The sequence below is a fragment of the Burkholderia ubonensis genome, from assembly GCF_902833085.1.
GTDB classification, from domain to species: domain Bacteria; phylum Pseudomonadota; class Gammaproteobacteria; order Burkholderiales; family Burkholderiaceae; genus Burkholderia; species Burkholderia ubonensis.
Map to the genome: position 1 here is coordinate 635,111 of NZ_CADFEB010000004.1, position 22,827 is coordinate 657,937.

20 protein-coding genes are annotated in these 22,827 nt (G+C 70.5%); 7 read left to right on the forward strand and 13 right to left on the reverse strand.

Annotated elements, in window-relative coordinates; genetic code table 11:
• The first annotated feature begins 12 nt into the window (after positions 1-12).
• Positions 13-1,122 (forward strand): ABC transporter ATP-binding protein, encoded by a 1,110-nt coding sequence (locus tag HWX31_RS14170; RefSeq protein WP_059711239.1) that lies wholly within the window; start codon positions 13-15, stop codon positions 1,120-1,122.
• Positions 1,123-1,215: 93 nt separating this feature from the next.
• On the opposite strand, the gene HWX31_RS14175 is transcribed toward HWX31_RS14170, so the two are convergent.
• The 4 genes from HWX31_RS14175 to HWX31_RS14190 form a co-directional block, all read right to left on the reverse strand.
• On the reverse strand, positions 1,216-2,217 hold the full coding sequence (locus tag HWX31_RS14175) for a sugar-binding transcriptional regulator (RefSeq protein ID WP_174964485.1): 1,002 nt from the start codon (positions 2,215-2,217) through the stop codon (positions 1,216-1,218).
• A 51-nt stretch (positions 2,218-2,268) separates the two neighbouring features.
• Positions 2,269-3,750 carry a xylulokinase gene (xylB, locus tag HWX31_RS14180; RefSeq protein ID WP_174964484.1) on the reverse strand — a complete coding sequence of 494 codons (1,482 nt, stop codon included), beginning with the start codon at positions 3,748-3,750 and terminating at the stop codon, positions 2,269-2,271.
• Between the two features lie 108 nt (positions 3,751-3,858).
• Positions 3,859-5,253 carry a D-arabinitol 4-dehydrogenase gene (dalD, locus tag HWX31_RS14185; protein ID WP_174964483.1) on the reverse strand — a complete coding sequence of 465 codons (1,395 nt, stop codon included), beginning with the start codon at positions 5,251-5,253 and terminating at the stop codon, positions 3,859-3,861.
• 133 nt (positions 5,254-5,386) lie between these two features.
• Complete coding sequence (locus HWX31_RS14190) at positions 5,387-6,298, reverse strand: LysR family transcriptional regulator (protein WP_174964482.1); 912 nt, start codon at positions 6,296-6,298, stop codon at positions 5,387-5,389.
• Positions 6,299-6,397: 99 nt separating this feature from the next.
• Here HWX31_RS14190 and mdlC point away from each other — a divergent pair, with 99 nt between their 5' ends.
• From mdlC to HWX31_RS14210, 4 genes are all read left to right on the forward strand, one after another.
• Positions 6,398-8,026 carry a benzoylformate decarboxylase gene (gene mdlC / locus HWX31_RS14195; protein WP_174964481.1) on the forward strand — a complete coding sequence of 543 codons (1,629 nt, stop codon included), beginning with the start codon at positions 6,398-6,400 and terminating at the stop codon, positions 8,024-8,026.
• A 29-nt stretch (positions 8,027-8,055) separates the two neighbouring features.
• A complete protein-coding gene (locus tag HWX31_RS14200; protein WP_174964480.1) occupies positions 8,056-9,507 on the forward strand; it encodes an aldehyde dehydrogenase in 1,452 nt (483 codons plus the stop codon).
• Between the two features lie 12 nt (positions 9,508-9,519).
• A complete protein-coding gene (locus HWX31_RS14205; RefSeq protein WP_174964479.1) occupies positions 9,520-10,452 on the forward strand; it encodes a ketopantoate reductase family protein in 933 nt (310 codons plus the stop codon).
• 186 nt (positions 10,453-10,638) lie between these two features.
• On the forward strand, positions 10,639-12,036 hold the full coding sequence (locus tag HWX31_RS14210; RefSeq protein ID WP_174964478.1) for an MFS transporter: 1,398 nt from the start codon (positions 10,639-10,641) through the stop codon (positions 12,034-12,036).
• A gap of 22 nt (positions 12,037-12,058) precedes the next feature.
• Here the strand turns inward: HWX31_RS14210 and kynA are convergent, their stop codons facing one another.
• The 3 genes from kynA to kynB form a co-directional block, all read right to left on the reverse strand.
• Positions 12,059-12,976, reverse strand: a complete 918-nt coding sequence (gene kynA, locus HWX31_RS14215; protein WP_174964493.1) for a tryptophan 2,3-dioxygenase — start codon at positions 12,974-12,976, stop codon at positions 12,059-12,061.
• Between the two features lie 75 nt (positions 12,977-13,051).
• The gene (gene kynU / locus HWX31_RS14220) at positions 13,052-14,305 is read right to left on the reverse strand and encodes a kynureninase (protein WP_415493074.1); all 1,254 of its coding nucleotides are present in this window, start codon (positions 14,303-14,305) and stop codon (positions 13,052-13,054) included.
• Positions 14,306-14,330: 25 nt separating this feature from the next.
• Complete coding sequence (kynB, locus tag HWX31_RS14225; protein ID WP_174964477.1) at positions 14,331-14,972, reverse strand: arylformamidase; 642 nt, start codon at positions 14,970-14,972, stop codon at positions 14,331-14,333.
• 130 nt (positions 14,973-15,102) lie between these two features.
• Between kynB and HWX31_RS14230 the strand changes: the two genes are divergently transcribed.
• A complete protein-coding gene (locus HWX31_RS14230; protein ID WP_010090865.1) occupies positions 15,103-15,603 on the forward strand; it encodes an Lrp/AsnC family transcriptional regulator in 501 nt (166 codons plus the stop codon).
• On the opposite strand, the gene HWX31_RS14235 is transcribed toward HWX31_RS14230, so the two are convergent.
• The 3 genes from HWX31_RS14235 to HWX31_RS14245 all read right to left on the reverse strand — a co-directional run bounded on the left by HWX31_RS14235 (position 15,590) and on the right by HWX31_RS14245 (position 18,407).
• Positions 15,590-16,099, reverse strand: a complete 510-nt coding sequence (locus HWX31_RS14235) for a flavin reductase family protein (RefSeq protein ID WP_174964476.1) — start codon at positions 16,097-16,099, stop codon at positions 15,590-15,592. The two genes, HWX31_RS14230 and HWX31_RS14235, sit on opposite strands and share 14 nt — an antisense overlap.
• Before the next feature lie 239 nt (positions 16,100-16,338).
• On the reverse strand, positions 16,339-17,004 hold the full coding sequence (locus HWX31_RS14240) for a hypothetical protein (protein WP_059659518.1): 666 nt from the start codon (positions 17,002-17,004) through the stop codon (positions 16,339-16,341).
• Complete coding sequence (locus tag HWX31_RS14245) at positions 17,001-18,407, reverse strand: selenium-binding protein SBP56-related protein (RefSeq protein WP_042586170.1); 1,407 nt, start codon at positions 18,405-18,407, stop codon at positions 17,001-17,003. Before HWX31_RS14245 ends, HWX31_RS14240 begins: the two co-directional genes overlap by 4 nt.
• Before the next feature lie 510 nt (positions 18,408-18,917).
• Between HWX31_RS14245 and msrA the strand changes: the two genes are divergently transcribed.
• Complete coding sequence (msrA, locus tag HWX31_RS14250) at positions 18,918-19,466, forward strand: peptide-methionine (S)-S-oxide reductase MsrA (protein ID WP_042586169.1); 549 nt, start codon at positions 18,918-18,920, stop codon at positions 19,464-19,466.
• Positions 19,467-19,485: 19 nt separating this feature from the next.
• On the opposite strand, the gene HWX31_RS14255 is transcribed toward msrA, so the two are convergent.
• The 3 genes from HWX31_RS14255 to pdxH all read right to left on the reverse strand — a co-directional run bounded on the left by HWX31_RS14255 (position 19,486) and on the right by pdxH (position 22,790).
• Positions 19,486-20,775 carry a DUF72 domain-containing protein gene (locus tag HWX31_RS14255; RefSeq protein WP_174964475.1) on the reverse strand — a complete coding sequence of 430 codons (1,290 nt, stop codon included), beginning with the start codon at positions 20,773-20,775 and terminating at the stop codon, positions 19,486-19,488.
• 23 nt (positions 20,776-20,798) lie between these two features.
• Complete coding sequence (locus tag HWX31_RS14260) at positions 20,799-22,019, reverse strand: SAM-dependent methyltransferase (RefSeq protein ID WP_174964474.1); 1,221 nt, start codon at positions 22,017-22,019, stop codon at positions 20,799-20,801.
• Positions 22,020-22,145: 126 nt separating this feature from the next.
• Positions 22,146-22,790, reverse strand: a complete 645-nt coding sequence (pdxH, locus tag HWX31_RS14265) for a pyridoxamine 5'-phosphate oxidase (RefSeq protein ID WP_059760008.1) — start codon at positions 22,788-22,790, stop codon at positions 22,146-22,148.
• Between the last annotated feature and the right edge of the window lie 37 nt (positions 22,791-22,827).

Below are 22,827 nucleotides of genomic sequence, written 5' to 3' on the forward strand. Positions count from 1 at the left end.
CGGAGACAAATCATGGCAAGCGTGCTCCTGCGCAACATCGCGAAGCGCTACGAAGACAACGAAGTGCTGCGCAACGTGAACCTCGACATCGCCGACGGCGAGTTCGTCGTGTTCGTCGGGCCGAGCGGCTGCGGCAAATCCACGCTGATGCGGATGATCGCGGGGCTCGAGGACATCTCGAGCGGCGACCTGCTGATCGACGGCGCGAAGGTCAACGACGTGCCGAGCGCGAAGCGCGGGATCGCGATGGTGTTCCAGTCGTATGCGCTGTATCCGCACATGACGCTGTACGACAACATGGCGTTCGGCCTGAAGCTCGCCGGTGCGAAGAAGCCCGAGATCGACCAGGCGGTGAAGCAGGCCGCGAAGATCCTGCACATCGACCATCTGCTCGACCGCAAGCCGAAGCAGCTGTCGGGCGGCCAGCGGCAGCGCGTCGCGATCGGCCGCGCGATCACGCGCAAGCCCAAGGTGTTCCTGTTCGACGAGCCGCTGTCGAACCTCGACGCGGCGCTGCGCGTGAAGATGCGGCTGGAATTCGCGCGGCTGCACGACGAGCTGAAGACGACGATGATCTACGTGACGCACGACCAGGTCGAGGCGATGACGCTCGCGGACAAGATCGTCGTGCTGTCGGCCGGCAGCGTGCAGCAGGTCGGCACGCCGAACGCGCTCTATCACGCGCCCGCGAACCAGTTCGTCGCGGGCTTCATCGGCTCGCCGAAGATGAATTTCCTGCGCGGCACGGTCGAGGCGGTCGATCCGCTCGGCGTGCTGGTGCGCTTCGACAGCGGCGAGACGCAGCGCGTGTCGGTCGACGCGGCCGGGCTGCAGCGCGGCGCGGCGGTGACGGTCGGCATCCGGCCCGAGCACCTGAAGGTCGGGGCAGGGGCCGACGGCGTCGCCGCGCGGACGATGGCCGTCGAATCGCTCGGCGATGCCGCGTACCTGTACGCGGAATCGGCGCTCGCGCCGGACGGGCTGATCGCGCGGATTCCGCCGCTCGACACGTATCGCACCGGCGAGGCGCTGCGCGTGCAGGCGGAAGCCGACCACTGCCATCTGTTCGACGGCGAAGGGCGCGCGTTCCGGCGCCTGAGCCCGCACGCGAAGGCCGCATGACGGCCCGATGTGGCTGAAGCGGCCTGGATCGCCACGGTTTTCCGGCGGGGTGGCCGGGCCGGCGCAGATGCGGCGCGAGTCTGCGCCGCGGCGTCAGGACGCCGGGGCTTCCAGCGCCGCCCGCGCACACGTCTCGTCGGTGACGAGCCCCGACAGCCAGCCGCCGCGCAGCGCGGCGATCACCGCGTCGCGCTTTTTCGGCCCGCCCGCGAACGCGATCGTCGGGCGCTTCGGCGGCGCGTCGAGCGAAACGCTCGTCACGCGCGCGCTCGTCGACGCGGCGATCCGGCGGCCCTGAGCGTCGATCGGCACGCCGAGCAGTTCGGCGACCGCGCCGAGCGCGATCATCTCGTCGCGCTCCTGCTCGGTGATGAAGCCGTCCTCGTAAAGCGGGCAGTGCGTGCCGATGTTGCCGATGCCGACCAGCGCGACGTCGGCTTCGCCCGACAGCGCCTCGACGATCCGGTACAGCCGGTGATTGCACCACTGCGCGCGTTCGGCGCCGCTGTCCGCGAACAGCGGCGCGGGCAGCAGGAAGTGCTTGCCGCCCGTCTTCTCGGAGATGTCCTGCGCGACGTCGTAGCGGTTCGACGAGCCGTCGGCGGCGATCGCGCCGACCATCGACACGAGCCGGTGCTGCGGCCGGTCGATCTGCGCGATCTGCGCGACCGCGGCCTTCAGCGTGCGGCCGCTGCTGACCGCGATCACCATCGGCCGCGTCTCGTTCAGATAGCGCTCCATCACCTGCGCGCCGGCGACCGCGAGCTTGCGGTCGATCGCCTCGGGCGCGTCGTCGTCGACCGGCACGACTTCGCACATCGACAGGCCGTAGCGTTTCGACAGTTGCGTGCCGAGATCGAGACAGTCGGCGAGCTGGTGATCGACGCGCACGCGGATCAGGTTCTTCTCGACCGCGAACGCGACGAGGCGCTGCGCGACCGGGCGCGACACCTGGAGCTTCTCGGCGATTTCGTTCTGCGTGTCGCCCGCGACGTAGTAGAGCCACGCGGCGCGGGTGGCGAGATCGAGTTTTTCGGAGGACTTGGGCACGATAGCGATTGAATTCGGATCCTGGCGGGCCGACCGGCGGCGCATGGGTACGCACTGTACCGCACTCGCCGCCGCGGCCGGCCCGCGCGTCGGTCTTCAGGCGAGCCGCGCGCGCGACGGCTCGTAGAGCGGGCGCACGTGCCGGTACAGCGCGCGGAACGCGGCGAGGCGCTCGCGCAGCGCCGCATGGCGCGCGGCGTCGGGCGCGTATTCGGCGCGCACCGGCGGCTTGCCCAGCACCGTGTGCGGATCGCCGCCGACCGCGAGCCAGCCGAGCCGCGCCGCGCCGAGCGCGGCGCCCGTCTCGCCGCCGCCGTGCTGGCGGGTGCGCACGTTCAGCGCATCGGCGATCAGCTGCGCCCAGTACGCGCTGCGCGCGCCGCCGCCGATCAGCGACAGCGCGTCGGTCTCGACGCCGGCCGCATGCAGCGCGTCGAAGCCGTCGGCGAGGCCGAGCGTCACGCCTTCGAGCACCGCATAGCCGAGATGCGCGCGTTCGGTCGCGTGGGTCATCCCGAAGAACACGCCCTGCGCATACGGATCGTTGTGCGGCGTGCGCTCGCCCGACAGGTAGGGCAGGAACAGCGGCGCGGTGGCGAGCGCGCCGGCGTCGAGCGCCTCGACTTCCGCGAGCAGCGTCGGCTCGTCGGTGCCGGTCAGCTTGCAGACCCAGCGCAGGCAGCTCGCCGCCGACAGCACGACGCTCATCAGCTGCCAGCGGTCGGGAATCGCGTGGCAGAACGCGTGCACCGCGGACGCCGGGTTCGGCATGAAGCGGTCGCCGACGACGCTCAGCACGCCCGACGTGCCGAGCGACACGAAGCCGTCGCCCGCGTGGATCGCGCCGATGCCGAGCGCGCTCGTCGCGTTGTCGCCGCCGCCGCCCGCGACCACGACCGCTTCCGACAGCCCGAGCTCGCGTGCGACGTCGGCGCGCAGGGTGCCCGACGGCGCGTTGCCTTCGACGATCCGCGGCATCTGCGCGCGCGTCATCCCGCATGCGGCGAGCAGCGCGTCGGACCAGTCGCGGCGCGCGACGTCGAGCCACAGCGTGCCCGCGGCGTCGGACGGATCGGACACCTTCGCGCCCGTCAGCATGAACCGCAGGTAGTCCTTCGGCATCAGCACGCAGGCCGTCGCCGCGAACAGGTCGGGTTCGTGCGTCGCGACCCACAGCAGCTTCGGCGCGGTGAAGCCGGGCATCGCGAGATTGCCGGTGAGCGCATGCAGGTCCGGCGCGCGTTCGGTGAGCAGCGCGCATTCGTCGGCGCTGCGCATGTCGTTCCACAGGATCGCGGGGCGCAGCACGCGATCGGCGCGGTCGAGCAGCACCGCGCCGTGCATCTGGCCCGACAGCCCGATGCCGCGCACCTGTGCGAACGCGTGAGGATGGCGCTCGCGCAACGCGGCGAGCGCGGCGCGCGTGCCGCGCCACCAGTCGTCCGGATGCTGTTCGGCCCAGCGCGGGCGCGGCCGCGACACGGTGAACGGCGCGCCCGCGGTGCCGACGACCGTGCCGTCCGGGGCGAGCAGCAGCACCTTCACTTCCGAGGTGCCGAGGTCGATGCCGAGATACATGTGCGATCCGTTCCGTCAGGGGAGGAGCCGCTACTTTAGCCGTGCGGGCGCGGGCGTGCCAATGCCGGCAGACCCGACGCGCGGCCAGGCGGCGCACTCATGGCGCACTCATCGCTGCGCGAGCCACGCGTCGACGCGCGCGAGGCCGGTGCGCACCGCGTCGACGAGCGCGGCGTTGCCGGCGAGCGACCCCCAAAGCTGCCGCTGCGCGCACAGCGCGGCGACCGGGTCGTCGGCCGCGACGATCGCGCGCGCGGCGCGTTCGTCCATCACGCCGTCCTGGTACGCATACGGCAGCGCGCCGCGCGCCCAGCGCTCGAGAAAGCGCAGGAACAGCGCGGGCAGCACCGCGGTCGCGACCGGCGCCGCGCCGCGCGCGATGCATTCGGCGAGCGTCGGCGCGATGAAGCCGGGCAGCTTCGAGAAGCCGTCCGCGGCGACCCGCTGGTTGGTGTCGAGCACGTACGGGTTGCCGAAGCGCTCGAGCACGACGTCCCGATAGCGCGCGAGATCGAGCGGGCTCGGAGTGAGGCACGGAATCACGTCCTGCGTCGCGTAGTCGTGCGCGAAGCGGCGGATCGCCGCGTCGTGCGTGCCTTCGTGGATATACGTATGGCCCGCCAGCGTGCCGGCCCAGGCGATGCAGCTGTGCGTCGCGTTGAGCAGGCGGATCTTCGCCTCCTCGTACGGATGCACGTCGTCGACGAGTTCGGCGCCCGCCCGCTCCCATTGCGGGCGGCCGGCCGCGAAGCGATCCTCGATCACCCACTGGATGAACGATTCGCCCATCACCGGGCACGCGTCGTCGACGCCGGTCGCCGCGCGCACGCGCTCGCGCACGTCGGCGGTCGGGCGCGGCGTGATCCGGTCGACCATCGCGCTTGGGGTTGCGACGTGCGCGTCGAACCAGTCGAGCAGGTCGCGCGCGCCGCGCCGTTCGAGGAATTCGCGCATCCCCGCGCGAAAGCGCGCGCCGTTGCTGCGCAGGTTGTCGCAGCTCTGCAGCGTGAGTGGACCCGCGCTGCGCTTCATCCGCTCGGCGAGCAGCGCGGCGAGCGCGCCGTACAGCGTCGTGCGCGCGCCCTGCAGGTCGGCCGCGAGATCGGGGTTCGCGAGGTCGAGCCGGTTGTGCTCGTCGAGGTAGTAGCCGCCTTCGGTGACGGTGAACGACACGATCCGGCACGCGGGGTCCGCGCCGGCGTCGATCAGCGCGGCGAGATCGATCGACCACGGCAGCACCCGCGCGATCGCGCGGATCGTCTCGTACGCGCGCTCGCCTTGCGGCGTGACCGTCTCGAGCGTGTACGCGCCGTGCTGCGCGGCAAGCGCATCCATGGTCGCGCGCATGTCGTCGCGGACGTTGCCGACGACCAGCGACCAGCGCTCGGCGGCCGGCACGGCCGCGTTCACGCGATGCAGGTACCACGCCTGGTGCGCGCGGTGGAACGATCCGGCGCCGATGTGCAGCAGCACGGGCGCGCGGGCGGGCGACGACTCGCTCATCCGTTGTCTCCTTCCGGCGGCCGAGCATGGCGATGCCGGATCATTTGCTCGTTGTGTGAGCGAATGATCGTATTCGGGCGAGCGAAAGTCAAGGCGAGTTCGCGGCTTTTCGATGGTGCGCTGCGGCGGGGCCCTAAGCGGCTTCGCGGGTCAGCGCGACGAGCTGTTCGAGCAGCTTGACGGCGGGGCCGGGCAGGATGCCGTGGCGGCGGCGGAACGCGGTGAGCGTGCGCACCGCGACGACTTCGCGCACCGGCAGCGTGTCGATCGTGCCGGCGCGCCGGTCGGCGCGATACATCGGTTCGGCCATCCAGCTCAGGAAGCCCGCGTGCGCGACGAGGCTCTTCAGCGTCGTGACCGAGCGCGTCTCGACCGCGATGTCCGGCAGCCCGAGTCCGTGCGCATCGAAGGTCGCGCGCATGTGCTCGAACGGCGCGGTGCCGCGCGGCGGGATCGCCCAGCGCGCGCGCAGCGTGTCGGCGAGCGTCGGTGCGCGGCCGAGCGCGTACAGCGGATGGTGCGGCGCGGCGACGATGTGGCTGTGATCTTCCCACCGGCATTCGGGAATCGCGACGATCTCGTCGGTGTCGGGGCCGTGCACGCTGAGCGCGAGATCGATCTCGTGCCTGCACAGCCCTTCGGCGAGCCGGTCCCACACGCCTTCGAGGATCTCGACGCGCAGGTTCGGCCAGCGGTCCAGCACGCGGCCGACCGCGACGGGCAGCACGAGGCTCGCGATGCTGCCGACCGCGCCGACCTTGATCGTGCCCTTCGCGAGGCCGCGCATCGCGTCGAGCTCCTCGCGCGCCTGCTCGGCCTCGTGCTGCAGCAGCGTGGCGTGCGGCAGCAGCGCGTCGCCGAACGCGGTGAGCTGCACGCCCTTCGAGTGGCGCTCGAACAGCGGCGCGCCGACCTGTTCCTCGAGCCGCTTGAGGATGCGGCTCAGCGCCGGTTGCGTGACGTGCAGCGCGTCGGCCGCGCGCCCGAGGCTGCCGCACGCGACGATCGTCGTGAATGCGCGCAATTGCCGAAGATCGAAAGTCATGCCGGAACGTTATGGCTTTTTGCTGAAAATACAGTATCGGTGAATGCCTTGGCCTTCGATACTGTGGAAACCGATAAGCCCACGAGGAGACCTCCGCGCATGACCGGCCATCCATCCACCCCAGCCGCGCCGACGACCGTTCGCGACGCGGTGATCGACCTGTTCCGCCAGTTCGGCATCGACCGCGTGTTCGGCAACCCGGGCTCGACCGAGCTGCCGATGTTTCGCGACTTCCCGGCCGATTTCCGCTACGTGCTCGGGCTGCAGGAGGCGGTCGTGGTCGGGATGGCCGACGGCTACGCGCAGGCGAGCGGCAACGCGGCGGTCGTCAACCTGCATTCGGCGGCCGGCGTCGGCAATGCGATGGGCAACCTGTTCACCGCGTACAAGAACCGCACGCCGCTGATCGTCACCGCGGGCCAGCAGGCGCGCGCGATCCTGCCGTTCGACCCGTTCCTCGGCGCCGCGCAGGCGGCCGAGCTGCCGAAGCCCTACGTGAAATGGAGCATCGAGCCGGCGCGCGCGCAGGACGTGCCGGCAGCGATTGCGCGCGCCTACCGGATCGCGATGCAGGAGCCGCGCGGGCCCGTGTTCGTGTCGATTCCGGTCGACGACTGGGACCAGCCGGCGCAATTGCTGCCGGCGCGCGAGGTCAGCAGCGTCGTGCGGCCCGATCCGGCCGCGCTCGCGAAGCTCGGCGACGCGCTCGACGCCGCCCGGCGGCCCGCGATCGTGATCGGCGCGGCGGTCGAGCGCGCGGGCGCATGGCAACAGGCCGTGCAGCTTGCCGAGCGGCATCGCGCGCGCGTGTACGTCGCGCCGATGTCCGGGCGCTGCAGCTTTCCCGAGGATCACCCGCTGTTCGCGGGCTTCCTGCCCGCGATCCGCGAGAAGATCGTCGCGCGGCTCGACGGTCACGACCTCGTGTTCGCGTTCGGCGCGCCGGCCTTCACCTATCACATCGAGGGCTTCGGCCCGCACGTGCCGCCGGGCGCGGCGCTGGTGCAGCTCGTCGACGATCCGGGCGTCGCCGCGTGGACGCCGCAGGGCGACGCGGTTGTCGGCAACCTGCGGCTCGCGGCGCTCGACCTGCTCGCGCGGCCCGCGCCACCCAACTCGCCCGAGCGGCCGATGCCGGCGCCACGCCCGCCGCGCCTGCGCGTCGAGCCGCCCGCCGCGGGCGAGCGCATGTCCGCGGCGTTCGCGCTGCAGACGCTCGCCGACGTGCGCGACGCGCACGACATCGTCGTCGAGGAAGCGCCGAGCGCGCGGCCGGTGATGCAGGCGCACCTGCCGTTCACGCAGAGCGGCACGTTCTACACGATGGACAGCGGCGGCCTCGGCTACGGGATGCCGGCGGCGGTGGGCGTCGCGCTCGCGCAGCCGGGCCGGCGCGTGATCGGCCTGATCGGCGACGGCTCGAGCCTGTATTCGATCCAGGCGCTGTGGAGCGCCGCGCAGCTCGCGCTGCCGATCACGTTCGTGATCCTGAACAACCTGCGCTATGCGGCGCTGCAGGATTTCGCGCCGGTGTTCGGCTTCGGCCCGGACGATCCGGTGCAGGGCACCGACCTGCCGAACCTGGACTTCATCGCGCTCGCGCAAGGCATGGGCTGCCGCGGGGTGCGCGTTGCCGACCCGGCGCGCCTGCGCGACACGCTGGCCGCGGCGTTGGCCGACACCCGGCAGGCGTGCGCGCCCGTCGTCGTCGAAATCGAGATCGCGTGACGCGCGTGCGCGTCCAACCGGGAGCACCCATGCAGACCGTATCGATGCTGATCGGCGGCGAGCGCCGCCTGTCGTCCAATGGCGCCACCTTCATGCGCCGCAATCCGCTCGACGGCGCCATCGCGTCGGCAGCGCCGGCGTGCACCGTCGACGACGCGCGCGCGGCGGCCGACGCGGCGGCGCGCGCGTTGCCCGGCTGGGCGGCGCTCGGCCCGAGCGTGCGCCGCGCGTTGCTGCTGAAGGCGGCGGCCGCGCTCGAAGCGAAGCGCGAGCAGTTCGTCGCCGCGATGGCGGCCGAGACGGGCGCGTCGGCGCTCTGGGCCGGGTTCAACGTCGAGCTGGCAGCGAACGGGCTGGTCGAGGCGGCGTCGCTCGCGACGCAGATCGGCGGCGAGCTGATCCCGTCCGACGTGCCGGGCTCGCTCGCGATGGGCGTGCGCCAGCCGGCCGGCGTCGTGCTCGGCATCGCGCCGTGGAATGCGCCGGTGATCCTCGGCACGCGCGCGCTCGCGCTGCCGCTCGCGTGCGGCAACACGGTCGTGCTGAAGGGCGCCGAGCTGTGCCCGGTCACGCACGGGCTGATCGTCGAGGCGTTGCAGGAGGCCGGGCTGCCGCCGGGCGTCGTCAACTTCGTGACGAACGCGCCCGGCGATGCCGCCGCGATCGTCGACGCGCTGATCGCGCATCCGGCCGTGCGCCGCGTGAACTTCACCGGCTCGACGCGAGTCGGCCGGATCATCGCCGAGACCTGCGCGCGCCACCTGAAGCCCGCGGTGCTGGAGCTCGGCGGCAAGGCGCCGTTCGTCGTGCTCGACGATGCCGATCTCGACGCCGCGGTCGCCGCGGCCGCGTTCGGCGCGTTCGCGAATTCCGGGCAGATCTGCATGTCGACCGAGCGGATCGTCGTCGACGAGCGGATCGCCGACGCGTTCGTCGCGAAACTCGCCGGCAAGGCCGCATCGCTGCCGCTCGGCGACCCGCGCCACGGCCCGGTCGTGCTCGGCGCGTTGATCGACATGAACGCGGTCGAGCGCTGCAACGCGCTGATCGACGACGCGCTCGCGCACGGCGCGGTGCTGCTGTGCGGCGGCAAGGCCGACAGCACGCTGATGCCCGCGACGCTGCTCGATCGCGTGACGCCGCAGATGCGGATCTACGCGGAGGAGTCGTTCGGGCCGGTGAAGGGGATCGTGCGCGTGGACGGCGAGGACGCCGCGGTCCGCTGTGCGAACGACAACGCGTTCGGGCTGTCCGCGGCCGTGTTCAGCCGCGACGTCGCGCGCGCGATGCGCGTCGCCGCGCGCATCGAGTCGGGGATCTGCCACGTGAACGGCCCGACCGTGCACGACGAGGCGCAGATGCCGTTCGGCGGCGTGAAGGACAGCGGCTTCGGCCATTTCGGCGGCAAGGCGGGCATCGCCGAATTCACCGACCTGCGCTGGATCACCGTGCAGACGGCGCCGCGTCACTACCCGTTCTGAGGAGGTGCGCCGATGAGAATCGCGATTCTGGGCGCGGGCGCGATGGGCTCGCTGTTCGGCGGGCTGCTCGCCGAAGCCGGCGAGGACGTCACGCTGATCGACGTCAACGACGCGCATCTCGACGCGATCCGCCGCGACGGGCTGCGCATCGAGAACGACCGCGGCGAGCGCCGCATCACGACGCTGCGCGCGGTGCGGCCCGACGCGGCGCAGCCCGCGCGCGGCGAACCGTTCGACCTGCTGATCGTGTTCACGAAGTCGCTGCACACGCGCGCCGCGCTCGACGGCGTGCGCGCGCTGTTCGCCGCGCGCACGGCCCTGCTGACGCTGCAGAACGGGCTCGGCAACGTCGAGACGCTGCGCGCGTTCGTGCCGCCGGAGCGGATCCTCGTCGGCGTGACGACGTGGCCGGCCGACGTCGTCGGGCCCGGCCACGTGCGTTCGCACGGCGCGGGTGCGATCCGGATGATGACCGCCGACGGCGTGCCGCGGCCGATCGCGTCGGCTGCCGCCGCCGCGCTGACGCGCGCGGGCCTCGCATGCGAGCTCGACGCCGACGTATGGGCGGCGATCTGGGAGAAGGTCGCGTTCAACGCCGCGCTCAATACGCTGTGCGCGGTCACGGGCTGCACCGTCGACCAGCTCGGCGCATGCGACGACGGTCCGCGCGTCGCGCTCGCGATCGTCGCCGAGACGGCCGCGGTGGCCCGTGCGAAAGGCATCGCGGTCGATCCGGAGCGGATCGCGGACAAGGTGCGCCATGCGATCGACGCGCATCGCGGCCATCGTCCGTCGATGCTGCAGGACGTACTGGCCGGGCGCTGCACCGAGATCGACGCGATCAACGGCGCGGTGGTCGCGGCGGCGCGCGAGGCCGGCGTCGCGGTGCCGCACACCGAGACGCTGCTCGGCCTCGTGCGCCTGATCGACGCGCGCCACGCGTGAAGCATGCCCGCGGCGGGCTCGAGCCGCACCGCGACACGAGAGCGCCGGGCGTTGCCACGGCGCCGGGTCGCCTCATCCATCAGGAGACGCCATGACAGCAACCGTTCGCCGCAGCCCCGCCGCGCATCGCACGCGCATGTATTGCACGCATTGCACGTGTTCGCCCGGTGACGCACGGAGGCGCGCATGAACCCGCACGACGCCATCCGCCCGCAGCCGTTCGACGTCGGCGCCGCGCTCGACGACGGGCCGTTCACGACGATGCAGCGCTGCGTGGTGCTGCTCGCCGCGCTCGCGATCGTGCTCGACGGCTTCGACGGCCAGCTGATCGGCTTCGCGATTCCGGTGCTGATCAAGGAGTGGGGGATCACGCGCGGCGCGTTCGCGCCGGCGGTCGCCGCGGGGCTGATCGGGATGGGCATCGGCAGCGCATGCGCGGGGCTCGTCGCGGACCGCTTCGGGCGGCGCGGCGCGGTGATCGGCAGCGTGTTCCTGTTCGGCGCGGCGACTTGCGCGATCGGGCTCGCGCCCGATGTCGCGACGATCGCGGCGCTGCGCTTCGTCGCCGGGCTCGGGATCGGCGGCGCACTGCCCACCGCGACGACGATGACCGCGGAATACACGCCGGTGCGGCGCCGCACGATGATGGTGACGGCGACGATCGTCTGCGTGCCGCTCGGCGGGATGCTCGCCGGCCTGTTCGCGCACGAGATGCTGCCGCGTTACGGCTGGCGCGGGCTGTTCTTCGCGGGCGGTGCGCTGCCGCTCGTGCTCGGCTTCGTGCTCGTGCGCGCGCTGCCGGAGTCGCCGCGCTACCTGGTGCGGCATCCGGCGCGCTGGGCCGAACTCGGCGCGCTGCTCGCGCGCATACAGCGTCCGGTCGCGCCGGGCGCCGCGTTCAGTGATCCGAACGATGCGCGCGCACATGGCGGAGGAGGAGGTTTTCGCACGCTGTTCACGAACGGCCACGCGCGCGACACGCTCGCGCTGTGGTGCGCGTTCTTCATGTGCCTGCTGGCCGTGTATGCGGCATTCAGCTGGCTGCCGACGATGCTGGCCGCGAGCGGCCTCTCCGTCGCGGTCGCGGGCTCGGGCCTGACCGCGTACAACCTCGGCGGCGTGATCGGCGCGCTGCTGTGCGCGGTCGCGATCGCGCGCTACGGTTCGCGCTGGCCGCTCGCGCTGTGCTGCGTCGGCGGCGCGGCCAGCGCGGCGTGGCTGATGGGGGTCGACGCGAGCCGCCACACCGGCTGGCTGATCGTCGGGCTCGGCGCGCACGGGCTGTTCGTCAACGCGGTGCAGTCGACGATGTATGCGCTGTGTGCGCATATCTTCCCGACGGCGGTGCGCGCGACCGGCACCGCGAGCGCGCTTGCGGTCGGCCGGCTCGGCGCGATCCTGAGCGCGTTCGCGGGCGCGCTGGTGATCACCGCGGGCGGTGCGGCTGCCTATCTGACGATGCTGGCAGTCGCGATGAGCGTCGTGTTCGTCGCGCTGCTCGTCGTGCGGCGGCACATTCCGCGGCTGCCGTGCGCGGATGCGTTGCCGCGTGACGGCGACGAGCTGGCCCGCACGACGTCGTGACGGTGCGCGGGCGCGCGGCGGATTACAGCGTCGTGCGCACGTGCCAGAGCTCGGGGAACAGCACGACGTCGAGCATCTTGCGCAGATACGGCGCACCGCTCGTGCCGCCCGTGCCCTGCTTGAAGCCGATGATGCGCTCGACGGTCGTCACGTGGCGGAAGCGCCACTGGCGGAACGCGTCCTCGAGATCGACCAGCTCCTCGGCCATCTCGTACAGCTCCCAGTGCTGCTGCGGATGCCGGTACACCTCGAGCCACGCGGCCTCGACGGTGTCGTCGTGCTGCGTCGGCTGGGTCCAGTCGCGCTCGAGCCGCGACGGCGCGATGGGGAAGCCGCGCCGCGCGAGCAGGCGCACGACCTCGTCGTAGAACGACGGCGCCTCGAGCGTCGCGCGCACCTGCTCGAGGATGTCCGGGCGGTGCGCATGCGGCTGCAGCATCTGCGGGTTCTTGTTGCCGAGCATGAATTCGAGCTGGCGGTACTGGTACGACTGGAAGCCCGACGACTGGCCGAGATACGGCCGCATCGCCGAATACTCGGACGGCGTCATCGTCGCGAGCACGTTCCACGCCTGTACGAGCTGCTCGAAAATGCGCGACACGCGCGCGAGCATCTTGAACGCGGGCGGCAGCGCGTCGCGATGGACCGCGTCGAGCGCCGCGCGCAGCTCGAACAGCGCGAGCTTCATCCACAGCTCGCTCGTCTGATGCTGGATGATGAACAGCATCTCGTTGTGATCCGGCGACAGCGGATGCTGCGCGTCGAGGATCTGGTTGAGCGACAGGTAGTCGCCGTAGCTCATCGACTTCGAGAAATCGAGCTGCGCGTCGTGCCAGCCGGCTTGCTCGCCGGCTGCGCCCGGCACGTGCGGCGCTTCGTGCGCCGGGTGTGCGCCCGAGAACGGGCAGCCCGCCGGCGCGGTGTCGCCGGGCGGTTGCATATGACCAGAATTCACGACTTCCATCTCCAGATTTGAATGTGTATCGCTGGGGGCGTTTGGCTCCGCGGCGGCCGATCAGGTCACCGCGCCGCGCTTGGCGAACTCGGGCGCTTTCCATGCGCCGGTGTCGAGGATGTCGCGCAGCGTCTCGACGGCGTCCCACACGTCGACGAAGCGCGTGTAGAGCGGCGTGAAGCCGAAACGCAGCACGTGCGGCTCGCGGTAGTCGCCGATCACGCCGCGCGCGATCAGCGCCTGCATCACCGCGTAGCCGTGCGGATGCTCGAAGCTCGCCTGCGAGCCGCGCTGATGGTGGCTGCGCGGCGTGACGAGCTTCAGCGAATGACCCTCGCAGCGCGCCTCGACGAGCGCGACGAACGCGTCGGTCAGCGCGAGCGACTTGCGGCGGATCGCGTGCATGTCGGTCTGCAGGAACACGTCGAGCCCGCATTCGACCATCGACATCGACACGATCGGCTGCGTGCCGCACAGGAAGCGCGCGATGCCCGGATCGGGCGCGAACTCGGGCTGCATCGCGAACGGCGCGCGGTGGCCCCACCAGCCGGACAGCGGCTGCGAGAAATGCGCGTGATGGCGCTTCGGCACCCACACGAACGCGGGCGAGCCGGGGCCGCCGTTCAGGTACTTGTACGTGCAGCCGACCGCGCCGTCCGCGCGCGCGCCGTTCAGGTCGACCGGCACCGCGCCCGCCGAATGCGCGAGATCCCACAGCATCAGCGCGCCCGCGTCGTGCACGAGCTGCGTGACGGCCGGCATGTCGTGCATGTAGCCGGTGCGATAGTTCACGTGCGTGATCATCGCGACCGCGGTGTCGTCGCCGAGCGCGTCGGGCAGGTCGGCCGGATCGTCGATCAGGCGCAGTTCGTAGTCGCCGCCGAGCTGCGCGATCAGCCCCTGCGCGATGTACAGGTCGGTCGGGAAGTTCGAGCGCTCCGACACGATCACGCGGCGCTCGGGCGCGCGTTCGGCCTGGTAGCGCAGCATCGCGGACAGCAGCTTGAACAGGTTGATCGAGATCGTATCGGTGACGACGGTCTCGTCCGGCGCGCCGCCGATCAGCGTCGCGAGCTTGTCGCCGAGGCGGCGCGGCAGCGCGAACCAGCCGGCGGTGTTCCAGCTGCGGATCAGGCCGTCGCCCCATTCGGCGCCGATCACCTGCTGCGCGCGGGCGGCCGACGCGCGCGGCTGCGCGCCGAGCGAGTTGCCGTCGAGGTAGATCACGCCGTCGGGCAGCGCGAACTGGTCGCGCAGCGGGGCGAGCGGGTCGTCGCGGTCGAGCGCGAGCGCATCTTCACGGGTCTTGATCATGATGGTCGGGGTAGTGGTCGAGGGTTCAGTCGGCGCGGCCGGGCAGCGCGCGCAGCACGGCGCGCACGGGGCTCGCGTCGAGCGTCGCGAGCTTGAGCGGCAGCGCGATCAGTTCATAGTCGCCGGCCGGCACGGCGTCGAGCACGATGCCTTCCAGGATCGCCATCCGGTGCGCGCGGATGCGGCGATGCGCGTCCATCGTCTTCGATTCCTGCGGATCGAGCGACGGCGTGTCGATGCCGATCAGCTTCACGCCGTGTTCGGCGAGCAGGTCGATGGTGTCGGGCGCGACCGCGCAGAAATCCGGGTCCCATTGCGCGACGGGCGCGTGCGCATAGGTGCGCAGCAGCACGCGCGGCGGTACGCCGTCGAGCGCGGCCGCGACGTCGGCCGGCGTGACGACGGGGGATGCGCCGATGCAGTGGATCACGCGGCACGGGCCGAGGTAGGCGTCGAGCGGCACCGCGCCGATCGGCGCGCCGTCGGCGTCGTAGTGGAGCGGCGCGTCGGTGTGCGCGCCGGTATGCGGCGACAGCGTCAGGCGCGCGACGTTGACGGGCGAGCCCGCCTCCATCCGCCAGACGCGTTCGACGGTGACCGGCGTGTCGCCCGGCCACACGGGGGTGGCGGGGTCGACCGGCGGCGAGATGTCCCAGAGGGTGTGCATGGCATGGCGAAGCAGCGAAATGATGCTTCGCATGATAGGCGGACGCTCGCAAAAAGTGCTTGCGAAATAGCCATGGACAAACCGCCAGATTGGCAGATAATTCGAATCAGAGAGAAAAGGGGGACCAAAAATGCACGCAATCACGCTCGACGCCACCGACTGCCGGATTCTCGCGGTCCTGCAGGAGGAAGGCAGAATCAGCAACCTGGATCTTGCCGAACGGATTTCATTGTCGCCATCGGCCTGCCTGCGGCGCATGCGCCTGCTGGAGGACCAGGGCGTGATCGAGCATTACCGCGCCTGCCTGAGCCGGGAGAAGCTCGGCTTCGAGCTGGAGGCGTTCGTGCAGGTGTCGATGCGCAACGAGCAGACGCAGTGGCACGAACGGTTCGCCGAGGAACTGCGCGAATGGCCCGAGGTGGTCGGCGCGTTCGTGGTGACGGGCGAGAGCCACTACCTGCTGCGGGTGCTCGCGCACAACCTCAAGCACTATTCGGATTTCGTGCTGAACCGGCTGTACAAGGCGCCGGGCGTGATGGACATCCGTTCCAACATCGTGCTGCAGACGCTGAAGGACGAGGCGGGCGCGCCGGTCGTGCTGGCGCGCACCGGGGCGATCAAAGCTGTGTGAGGCCGTGGAAGCCGCCGCCGTGGAACACGAGCGGCGCGGTGGCGGCGGCATCCGGATGCACGCCGCAGCGCTCGACCTCGCCGACGAAGATCACGTGGTCGCCTTCGTCGTAGCGGCTGCGGTTGTGGCACTCGAACCACGCGATCGCACCGTCGAGCACCGGCATCCCCGAGTTGCCGGCCGCGTGCGCGATGCCCTCGAAGCGGTCGCCCTTGTAGGTCGCGAAGCGCTTGCACAGCTCGAGCTGCGACGCCGCGAGCACGTTGACGACGTAGTGGCTGTTGCCGCGGAACACCGGCATCGACGCCGACTTGTGCGCGAGGCTCCACAGCACGAGCGGCGGGTCGAGCGACACCGAGTTGAACGAGCTCGCGGTAATGCCGATCAGCTGCCCGGACGGCGCGCGCGTCGTGATCACGGTCACGCCGGTCGCAAACTGGCCGAGCGCCTGCCGGAACGCGGCGACGTCGAAATCCGGCGGCGTTGCGCGGCTCATCGGGCGGCCATCCGGAACGGGGTGCGCGCGCACGGCGCGCGGCGGGTGAAGCGGGCGAAGGGCGACAAGGTGGTCAGTCTGGAAATGGGGCGCATGGCGCGATTTTAGCGGAATCGACCGGGGCGGGACGCGGCACCCCGCGCATCCGGTCGGTATGGTGGGGCAACGAACTTGCCGGCGAAGGATGGCGCGACGGGCGGCGGCCGGTGGCGCAAGCCCGTCATCGGCGTGAACGGGCTTCAGCCCGCCGCACCGAGCCCGAGCGACAGCGCGCCGATCAGGATCAGGCTCGACGCCCACAACGCATCGAGGTTGAACCAGCTCCGTGACACGAATTTCAGCCCGAGGTAGCGGTAGACGAGCCACGCGAGCAGCCCGCCGGCGGCAAGCATCGCGGCGGCATGCGCGGTAGCGACGACGAGCGCCATCCCGAGGTTCGCATTCACGAGCGCCGTCGCCGCCCGATGCCCCGGGTCCATGTCGATCCCGCAGAGCCCGAGATAGATCGGCACCAGCATCAGCCCCGCGCCGTGCGCGATCGCCACCGCGAACGACCAGAGCCCGAGCCGCGACGGCGGGATGCGCGCGAGGACGCGCGGGTGGCGCGGCCGCAGCAGCAGGAAGGCCCCGCAGGCGATCACGAGCACGCTCGCGCCGATCCGGATCGGCGCCTGCCACGCGACGAGCGCGGCGAGCGCCGCGAACGGCAGCATCATCGCGAACACCGACAGCGCGTGCCCGAGCGCGAGATAGCCGAGCGCCGCGACCAGCGCGCGGCCGCTGCGCGCCATCAGTCCGTTCGACACGGCCAGCGGCCATCCCATCGCGGGATTGAACCCGTGATAGAGGCCGCTTGCCAGCACCGCGGACCAGAGACCGACCTGGGCCGTGACGTGGCCGCTCAAGATCGGACCGACGGATAGCAAAACGAATCGGTCGAGCAGTCGCCGCCTTCGAGCCGGATCTGGTGCGCGCGGTAGCCGTCCGGGAACGCCACCCAGTAGTCGTCGGCGAGCGTCAGGCCGCCGTCGGGGCCGGCGTGCGCCATCACCTGCGCGCCGGGCACGCCGTCGGGGTAAAACTGGTCGTCCCACGTCGAATAGAGCGAGTTGGTCCAGTAGACCCGCTTGCCGTCTCGGCTGATCTCGACCATCTGCGGGCCGCCCGCGAACGTCTTGCCGTTCGGATGCGGCGTGCGCCGCACGATGCCGCCGATATGCACCGATCCCGCGAGCTTCGGCTTGCGCGGGTCGGTGACGTCGTACTGGCGCATCTCGCCGGTGCCCCAGCAGGACACGTAGAGGAAGCGGTCGTCGAGCGACAGGTCGATGTCGGTCACGAGCGGCGGCACCGCGCCGAATGGTTTCAGCAGCGGCGGCAGCTGGTCCGCGGGCGCGGGCTCGGCCGGGATCGTCGCGGTCTTCTCGATGTGGAACCGGCCGTCTTCGCGCCACCAGGTCCAGATCGAGCCTTCGAGGTTCGTCGTGTCGATCACGACGCCGAGGAAGCCGTATTCGCGCGCGGGGTCGTGCGCGGGCCGCACTTCCAGCGCCATCTGGTGCTGCGCGCCGAGGTCGATGGTCTGCACGTTGCGCCGCGCGCGCAGGTCCCAGAAATGCAGCCGGTGCCCGTACCGGTTCGCCAGCAGCTCCTCGGGGACGATGCCGTTCTCGAATTGCGGCGGCAGCGCCCATTCGCTCGACACCATGTAGTCGCGCGGCAGGTTCCACCAGAAGTCGTAATGCTTGTCCTGCGTGCCCCGGTCGATTTCCCAGCGGCCGACGACGTCGAAGGTCTCGCAGTCCATGATGAAGATGCCCGGCTGTCCGTCCATGCCGTCCTTGCCGGCGCCGCCCAGCGTGCTGACGTAGATCCCCTCGGGGCCGCAATGGACCGTGTGCGGCCGCGAGTAGCCGGTCTTGCTGAACACTTCGTCGGGTTCGATGATCTTGTGGATGCGCGCCTGGGTCGGGTGCGGATGCGTGTCCACGACGTAGATGCGCGACGAGCGCAGGCCCGGAATGATCAGGTAGCGGCGCTGCAGAAACGCGTGGCCGGTGAGCGGCGACAGCGCCGACGAGCACGCATTCCAGCCGAAGTGATGGAATTCGTCGCCGGTGGTCGGCATCGTCACCGTATGCACGACCTGGCCGTAAGTTTCCGAGCCGGGCTTCACGTCGATCACGGCGAGCGCGTCGGGCTGCGAAAAGTCGGGGCTGAGCAGCAGGGTGTACGCGAAGGATTCGGCCGGCGCGCGCATCGCGAGTTCCGGCGACGCGTGAAACGTCGGGTCAGGCCGCATGGTCATGGTAGTGCCCTCGTTATCGTATTGAAGCGCCCGGCGCGGGATTGCCGGCGTCGGACGCGGTGGTCATGCGAAACGGCCGGACGGGATTGCCGCCGCGGCCGAACGGAGCTGCCGGCGGCCGCGACGACGGGCGGCGCCTTCCATCCAGAAGCGAAAACAGATGACGTGTATCGGGTGAAGCGTCGACGCTTGGCCGCTTGCGGCGCGACGTTGCTGCCGTCCGGCCGGGGCTCGATCGAGCCGGTGATGCGAGGGGTGTTCGCTGAAGCATCCGGAACGCTGCTGCAACGGACGATGATGCATCAGGGTGGAGCATGGGGCGATCACGGCGGAAGGGATGATCTGTCTTCACGGCCGGGTGTGGGCTAGTGTAGTCGAGAATCGGCGGCGACGTGTTCGCCGCGATGCGCGGGCGGCCGGGCGTTACGCATTCCGTCATCGTGCAGCGCGATTGGTTCGGATGCGATACTGCTCGTTCTCGACGGCCATTTGATTTCAGGGGGGAACGAAATGCTTGAAACCGCGACTTTAGGAGGGGGATGCTTCTGGTGCACGGAAGCGGTGTTTCTCGACGTCGACGGCGTGACGGCGGTCGAGTCCGGCTACGCGGGCGGCCATACCCGCAATCCGGGCTACCGCGACGTATGCGACGGCGACACCGGGCACGCGGAGGTCGTCAACGTGACGTTCGACCCGGCGCGCATCGGCTATCGCGAGATCCTCGAGATCTTCTTCGCGACGCACGATCCGACCCAGCTGAACCGGCAAGGCAACGACGTCGGCACGCAATACCGGTCGGCCGTGTTCACGCATTCGGACGCGCAGCGCGATACCGCGCTCGACGTGATCCGCGAGCTCGAGCGCGAGCAGGTGTTCGCGCAGCCGATCGTCACGCAGGTCGTGCCGCTCGACGGCAATTACTGGCCGGCCGAGGACTATCACCAGAACTACTATGCGCAGAATCCCGGCCAGGGCTATTGCGCGGTCGTGATCGGGCCGAAGCTCGCGAAGTTCCGCCAGAAGTTCGCGCACCGGCTGAAGTCGTCGCGCGGCGCGTGAACAGACCTTTCCACAAGACCTAGGCCGCCTCGCTGCGCAAGTGCGCGCACGCGGCGGCGATCTCGCGCGCGAGCGCGATGCACGACAGCGGCGCGGAGCCTTCGGCCTTGTTGTTGATCGTGATGATCACGGGTTGCCCGGCCAGCGCATAGCGCGCCGCCAGCTCGGCGAGCGCCGAGCGCGTGTGGGGATCCTCGTCGACGAGCCGGTCGAACGGCTCGTATTTCGCTTTCGCCTGCTCGTACTTGAACCCGCCGTGCAGGCTCCAGCGCACGATCAGCGGGCCCGGCGCGTCGCCGTCGAGCAGCGCGAGCGCGGCCGCCTGCCGCAGCGGGTCGGGCATCCGCGCGTGCAGGCCGACGCAGTAGCGCACGCCGAGCGCCGCGAGCGCGCGGATGAAGCGCGGCGTGAGCAGGCTCGCATCGCGGATCTCGATCGCGTAGCGCGGGCCGTCCGGCTCGGGCGGCAGCGGCGGCAGCGCCGCGAAGAACGCGCTCAGCCGGTCGATCAGCGCGGCGGGGTCGGCAAGCAGGCGATCCGGCAGCGGCGAGAACTGGAACACCAGCACGCCGGCCTTCCTGCCGAGACCGTCGAGGCACGGCCGCACGAATTCGTTCGTCGCGAGCGTCGCGTCGAGGAAGGTCGGATTCGGTCCGGACGGCTCGCCGCGCCGGCCGCGCACGACCGCGTCGGTGACCGATGCGGGCGCCTTGACGACGAAGCGGAAGTCGTCCGGCACCTGCTGCGCGTAGCGCAGGTAGTCGGCAACGGACAGCGGCCCGTAGAACGACCGGTCGAGGCTTACGCTCCTGAGCAGCGGATGCGCGCCATACGCTTCGAGCCCTTCGCGCGACAGCTTGGTCTGCGCGAAGTCGCCGTCGTAGACGATGCCGTTCCAGCCGGGGAAATACCATGACGACGTGCCGAGCCGCACGTTCGGCGGCAATCCGGCCGCGGCGTCCGCCACGTCGGGCGCGATCGGCGCGGGCGGCACGCCGCGCCGGCGCTTGCCTTTCTTCGGCGCGGGCGGCGGCGCGGGCTCGTCCCACAGCAGGCCGGTGGCGGGACGGGGTACTTCGTCGGGTGCGCGGCGGGGCGCAGGCGATGGCGTCGGCGGCGCGCTGCCGCCGTCGTCCGGCGTCGCATCGACGTCATCGCCGGCGTTCGCGCGGGCGGCGTCGTCCGCGGCGGGAGCGGCGCGTGCGTCATCGGGCGCCGCGCCGAACAGGTCGAACTGTCCGTCGGCGGGCGTCCCGTCCGAATCGTCGTGTTGCCGCGGCGCCTTGCGCCGCGTGCTGCCGTCACCCATGCATGCCGTGCGTGAAGCGCCGCCTAGCGCGGCAGCGCGTGTTCGTACATGTAGCGCCGCGACCACGGCAGCGTCTTCGCGCTCTGCCCGGCCTTGCGGCACACGATTTGAAAGATCGACACGTCGTCGTGCTCGAACGCATACGCGCAGCCGGCGAGATACACGCGCCAGATGCGGAATTTTTCGTCGTCGACGAGCTTCCTGGCTTCGTCGGCCTTCGCCTCGAAGTTCTCGGTCCAGATGTCGAGCGTGCGCGCATAGTGCCGCCGCAGGCTTTCGACGTCAATCGCCTCGAGCCCGCCGCGCTGTGCCGCTTCGAGCGCGAGGCTGATGTGCGGCAGCTCGCCGTCCGGGAACACGTAGCGGTCGATGAACTCGCCGCCGCCGAGCGCCGTCTCGCCGCTTTCCGCGTCGGTCGACGTGATGCCGTGGTTCATCGCGATGCCGTCGTCGGCGAGCAGGTCATGAATGCGCTTGAAGTAGAGCGGCAGGTTCTTGCGGCCGACGTGCTCGAACATCCCGACGCTCGTGATGCGGTCGAACTGGCCGTCGATCTCGCGGTAGTCCTGCAGGCGGATCTCGATTTTGTCCTGCAGCCCCGCGGCCTTCACGCGCGCGGTCGCGAGGTCGAACTGGTTCTGCGACAGCGTCACGCCGAGGCACTGCGCGCCGAACTTGCTCGCGGCCCGCAGCACCAGCGCGCCCCAGCCGCAGCCGATGTCGAGCAGGCGCTGGCCCGGCTGCAGCCCGATCTTCGTGAGGATGTGGTCGATCTTCTTGATCTGCGCGGTGGCGAGATCCTCGTCGCCGTTCTCGAAGTACGCGCACGAGTAGACCATGTTCTCGTCGAGCCACAGCCGGTAGAACTCGTTCGACACGTCGTAGTGATACTGGACCGCCTTCTTGTCGGTGTTCTTCGTGTGATTGAAATAGCGCTTCACGCGCGCGAGCTTGCTCGCATTCGTCACGGTGCTGCGCGCGAGCGAGTAGCTGATGTTGATGATGTCGGAGAGCTTGCCCTCGATGTCGATCTTGCCCTTCACGTACGCCTCGCCGAGGTTGTCGAGGCTCGGGTCGAGCAGGAGCGGCAGCGCCGATGCGCTGTTGACCTTCAGCGTGACCTGCGGCGCGGCGAACGTGCCGAAATCGAGCTGATCGCCGTTCCACAACACGAGGCGTGCCGGAATGTTCGCCTTCGCCCGTACTTCGTCCGCCCACTGTGCCAGCTTCTTTTCCCAGAACATTTGGAATCTCCGTTGTTCGTTGAATCGAATACAGCCAAGTTTCTTGACGGCGCCCGCCGACCAGGCGGGCGCCCGCATGCAATACGAAAAATACGAAACGCGATCGGCGGTGCGCGCCGCGCCGGTTTATGGCGACAGGCGCGAAATCGTCCAGCCGTGCGGCGCGGCGTCGTCGCGCGTATACAGCAGCCGGTCGTGCAGCCGCGACGGGCGGCCCTGCCAGAATTCGAGCGACTCGGGCACGAGGCGGTAGCCGCCCCAGTGCGGCGGCCGCGGCGGGTCGTCGCCGTAGCGCTCGCTGACGGCCTTCTCGCGCGCTTCGAGCGTCGCGCGGCTGTCGATCACGGCGCTCTGGTCGGACGCCCACGCGCCGATGCGCGAGCCGAGCGGGCGCGACGCGAAATAGCGGTCGCTGTCCTCGGCGCTGGTCTTCTCGATGCGGCCTTCGACGCGCACCTGGCGCTCGAGCTCGATCCAGTAGAACAGCAGCGCGGCATACGGATGCGCGGCGAGATCGTGGCCCTTGCGGCTTTCGTAATTGGTGAAGAAAACGAACCCGCGTTCGTCGACGCCCTTGATCAGCACGATCCGTGCCGACGGCCGGCCGTTTTCGCCGACGGTGGCGAGCGTCATCGTGTTCGGCTCGGGGAGCTTGGCGTCGAGCGCCTCCTTGAACCAGCGATCGAACTGGGCGAAGGGGCTCGGGGCGGCGTCGGCTTCGTCGAGCGAAGCACGCGAGTAATTGATGCGGAGATCGGCGAGTGTCGTCATGTTATGCAAACGCTTCAATCTGGGGCCAGTATAGCGA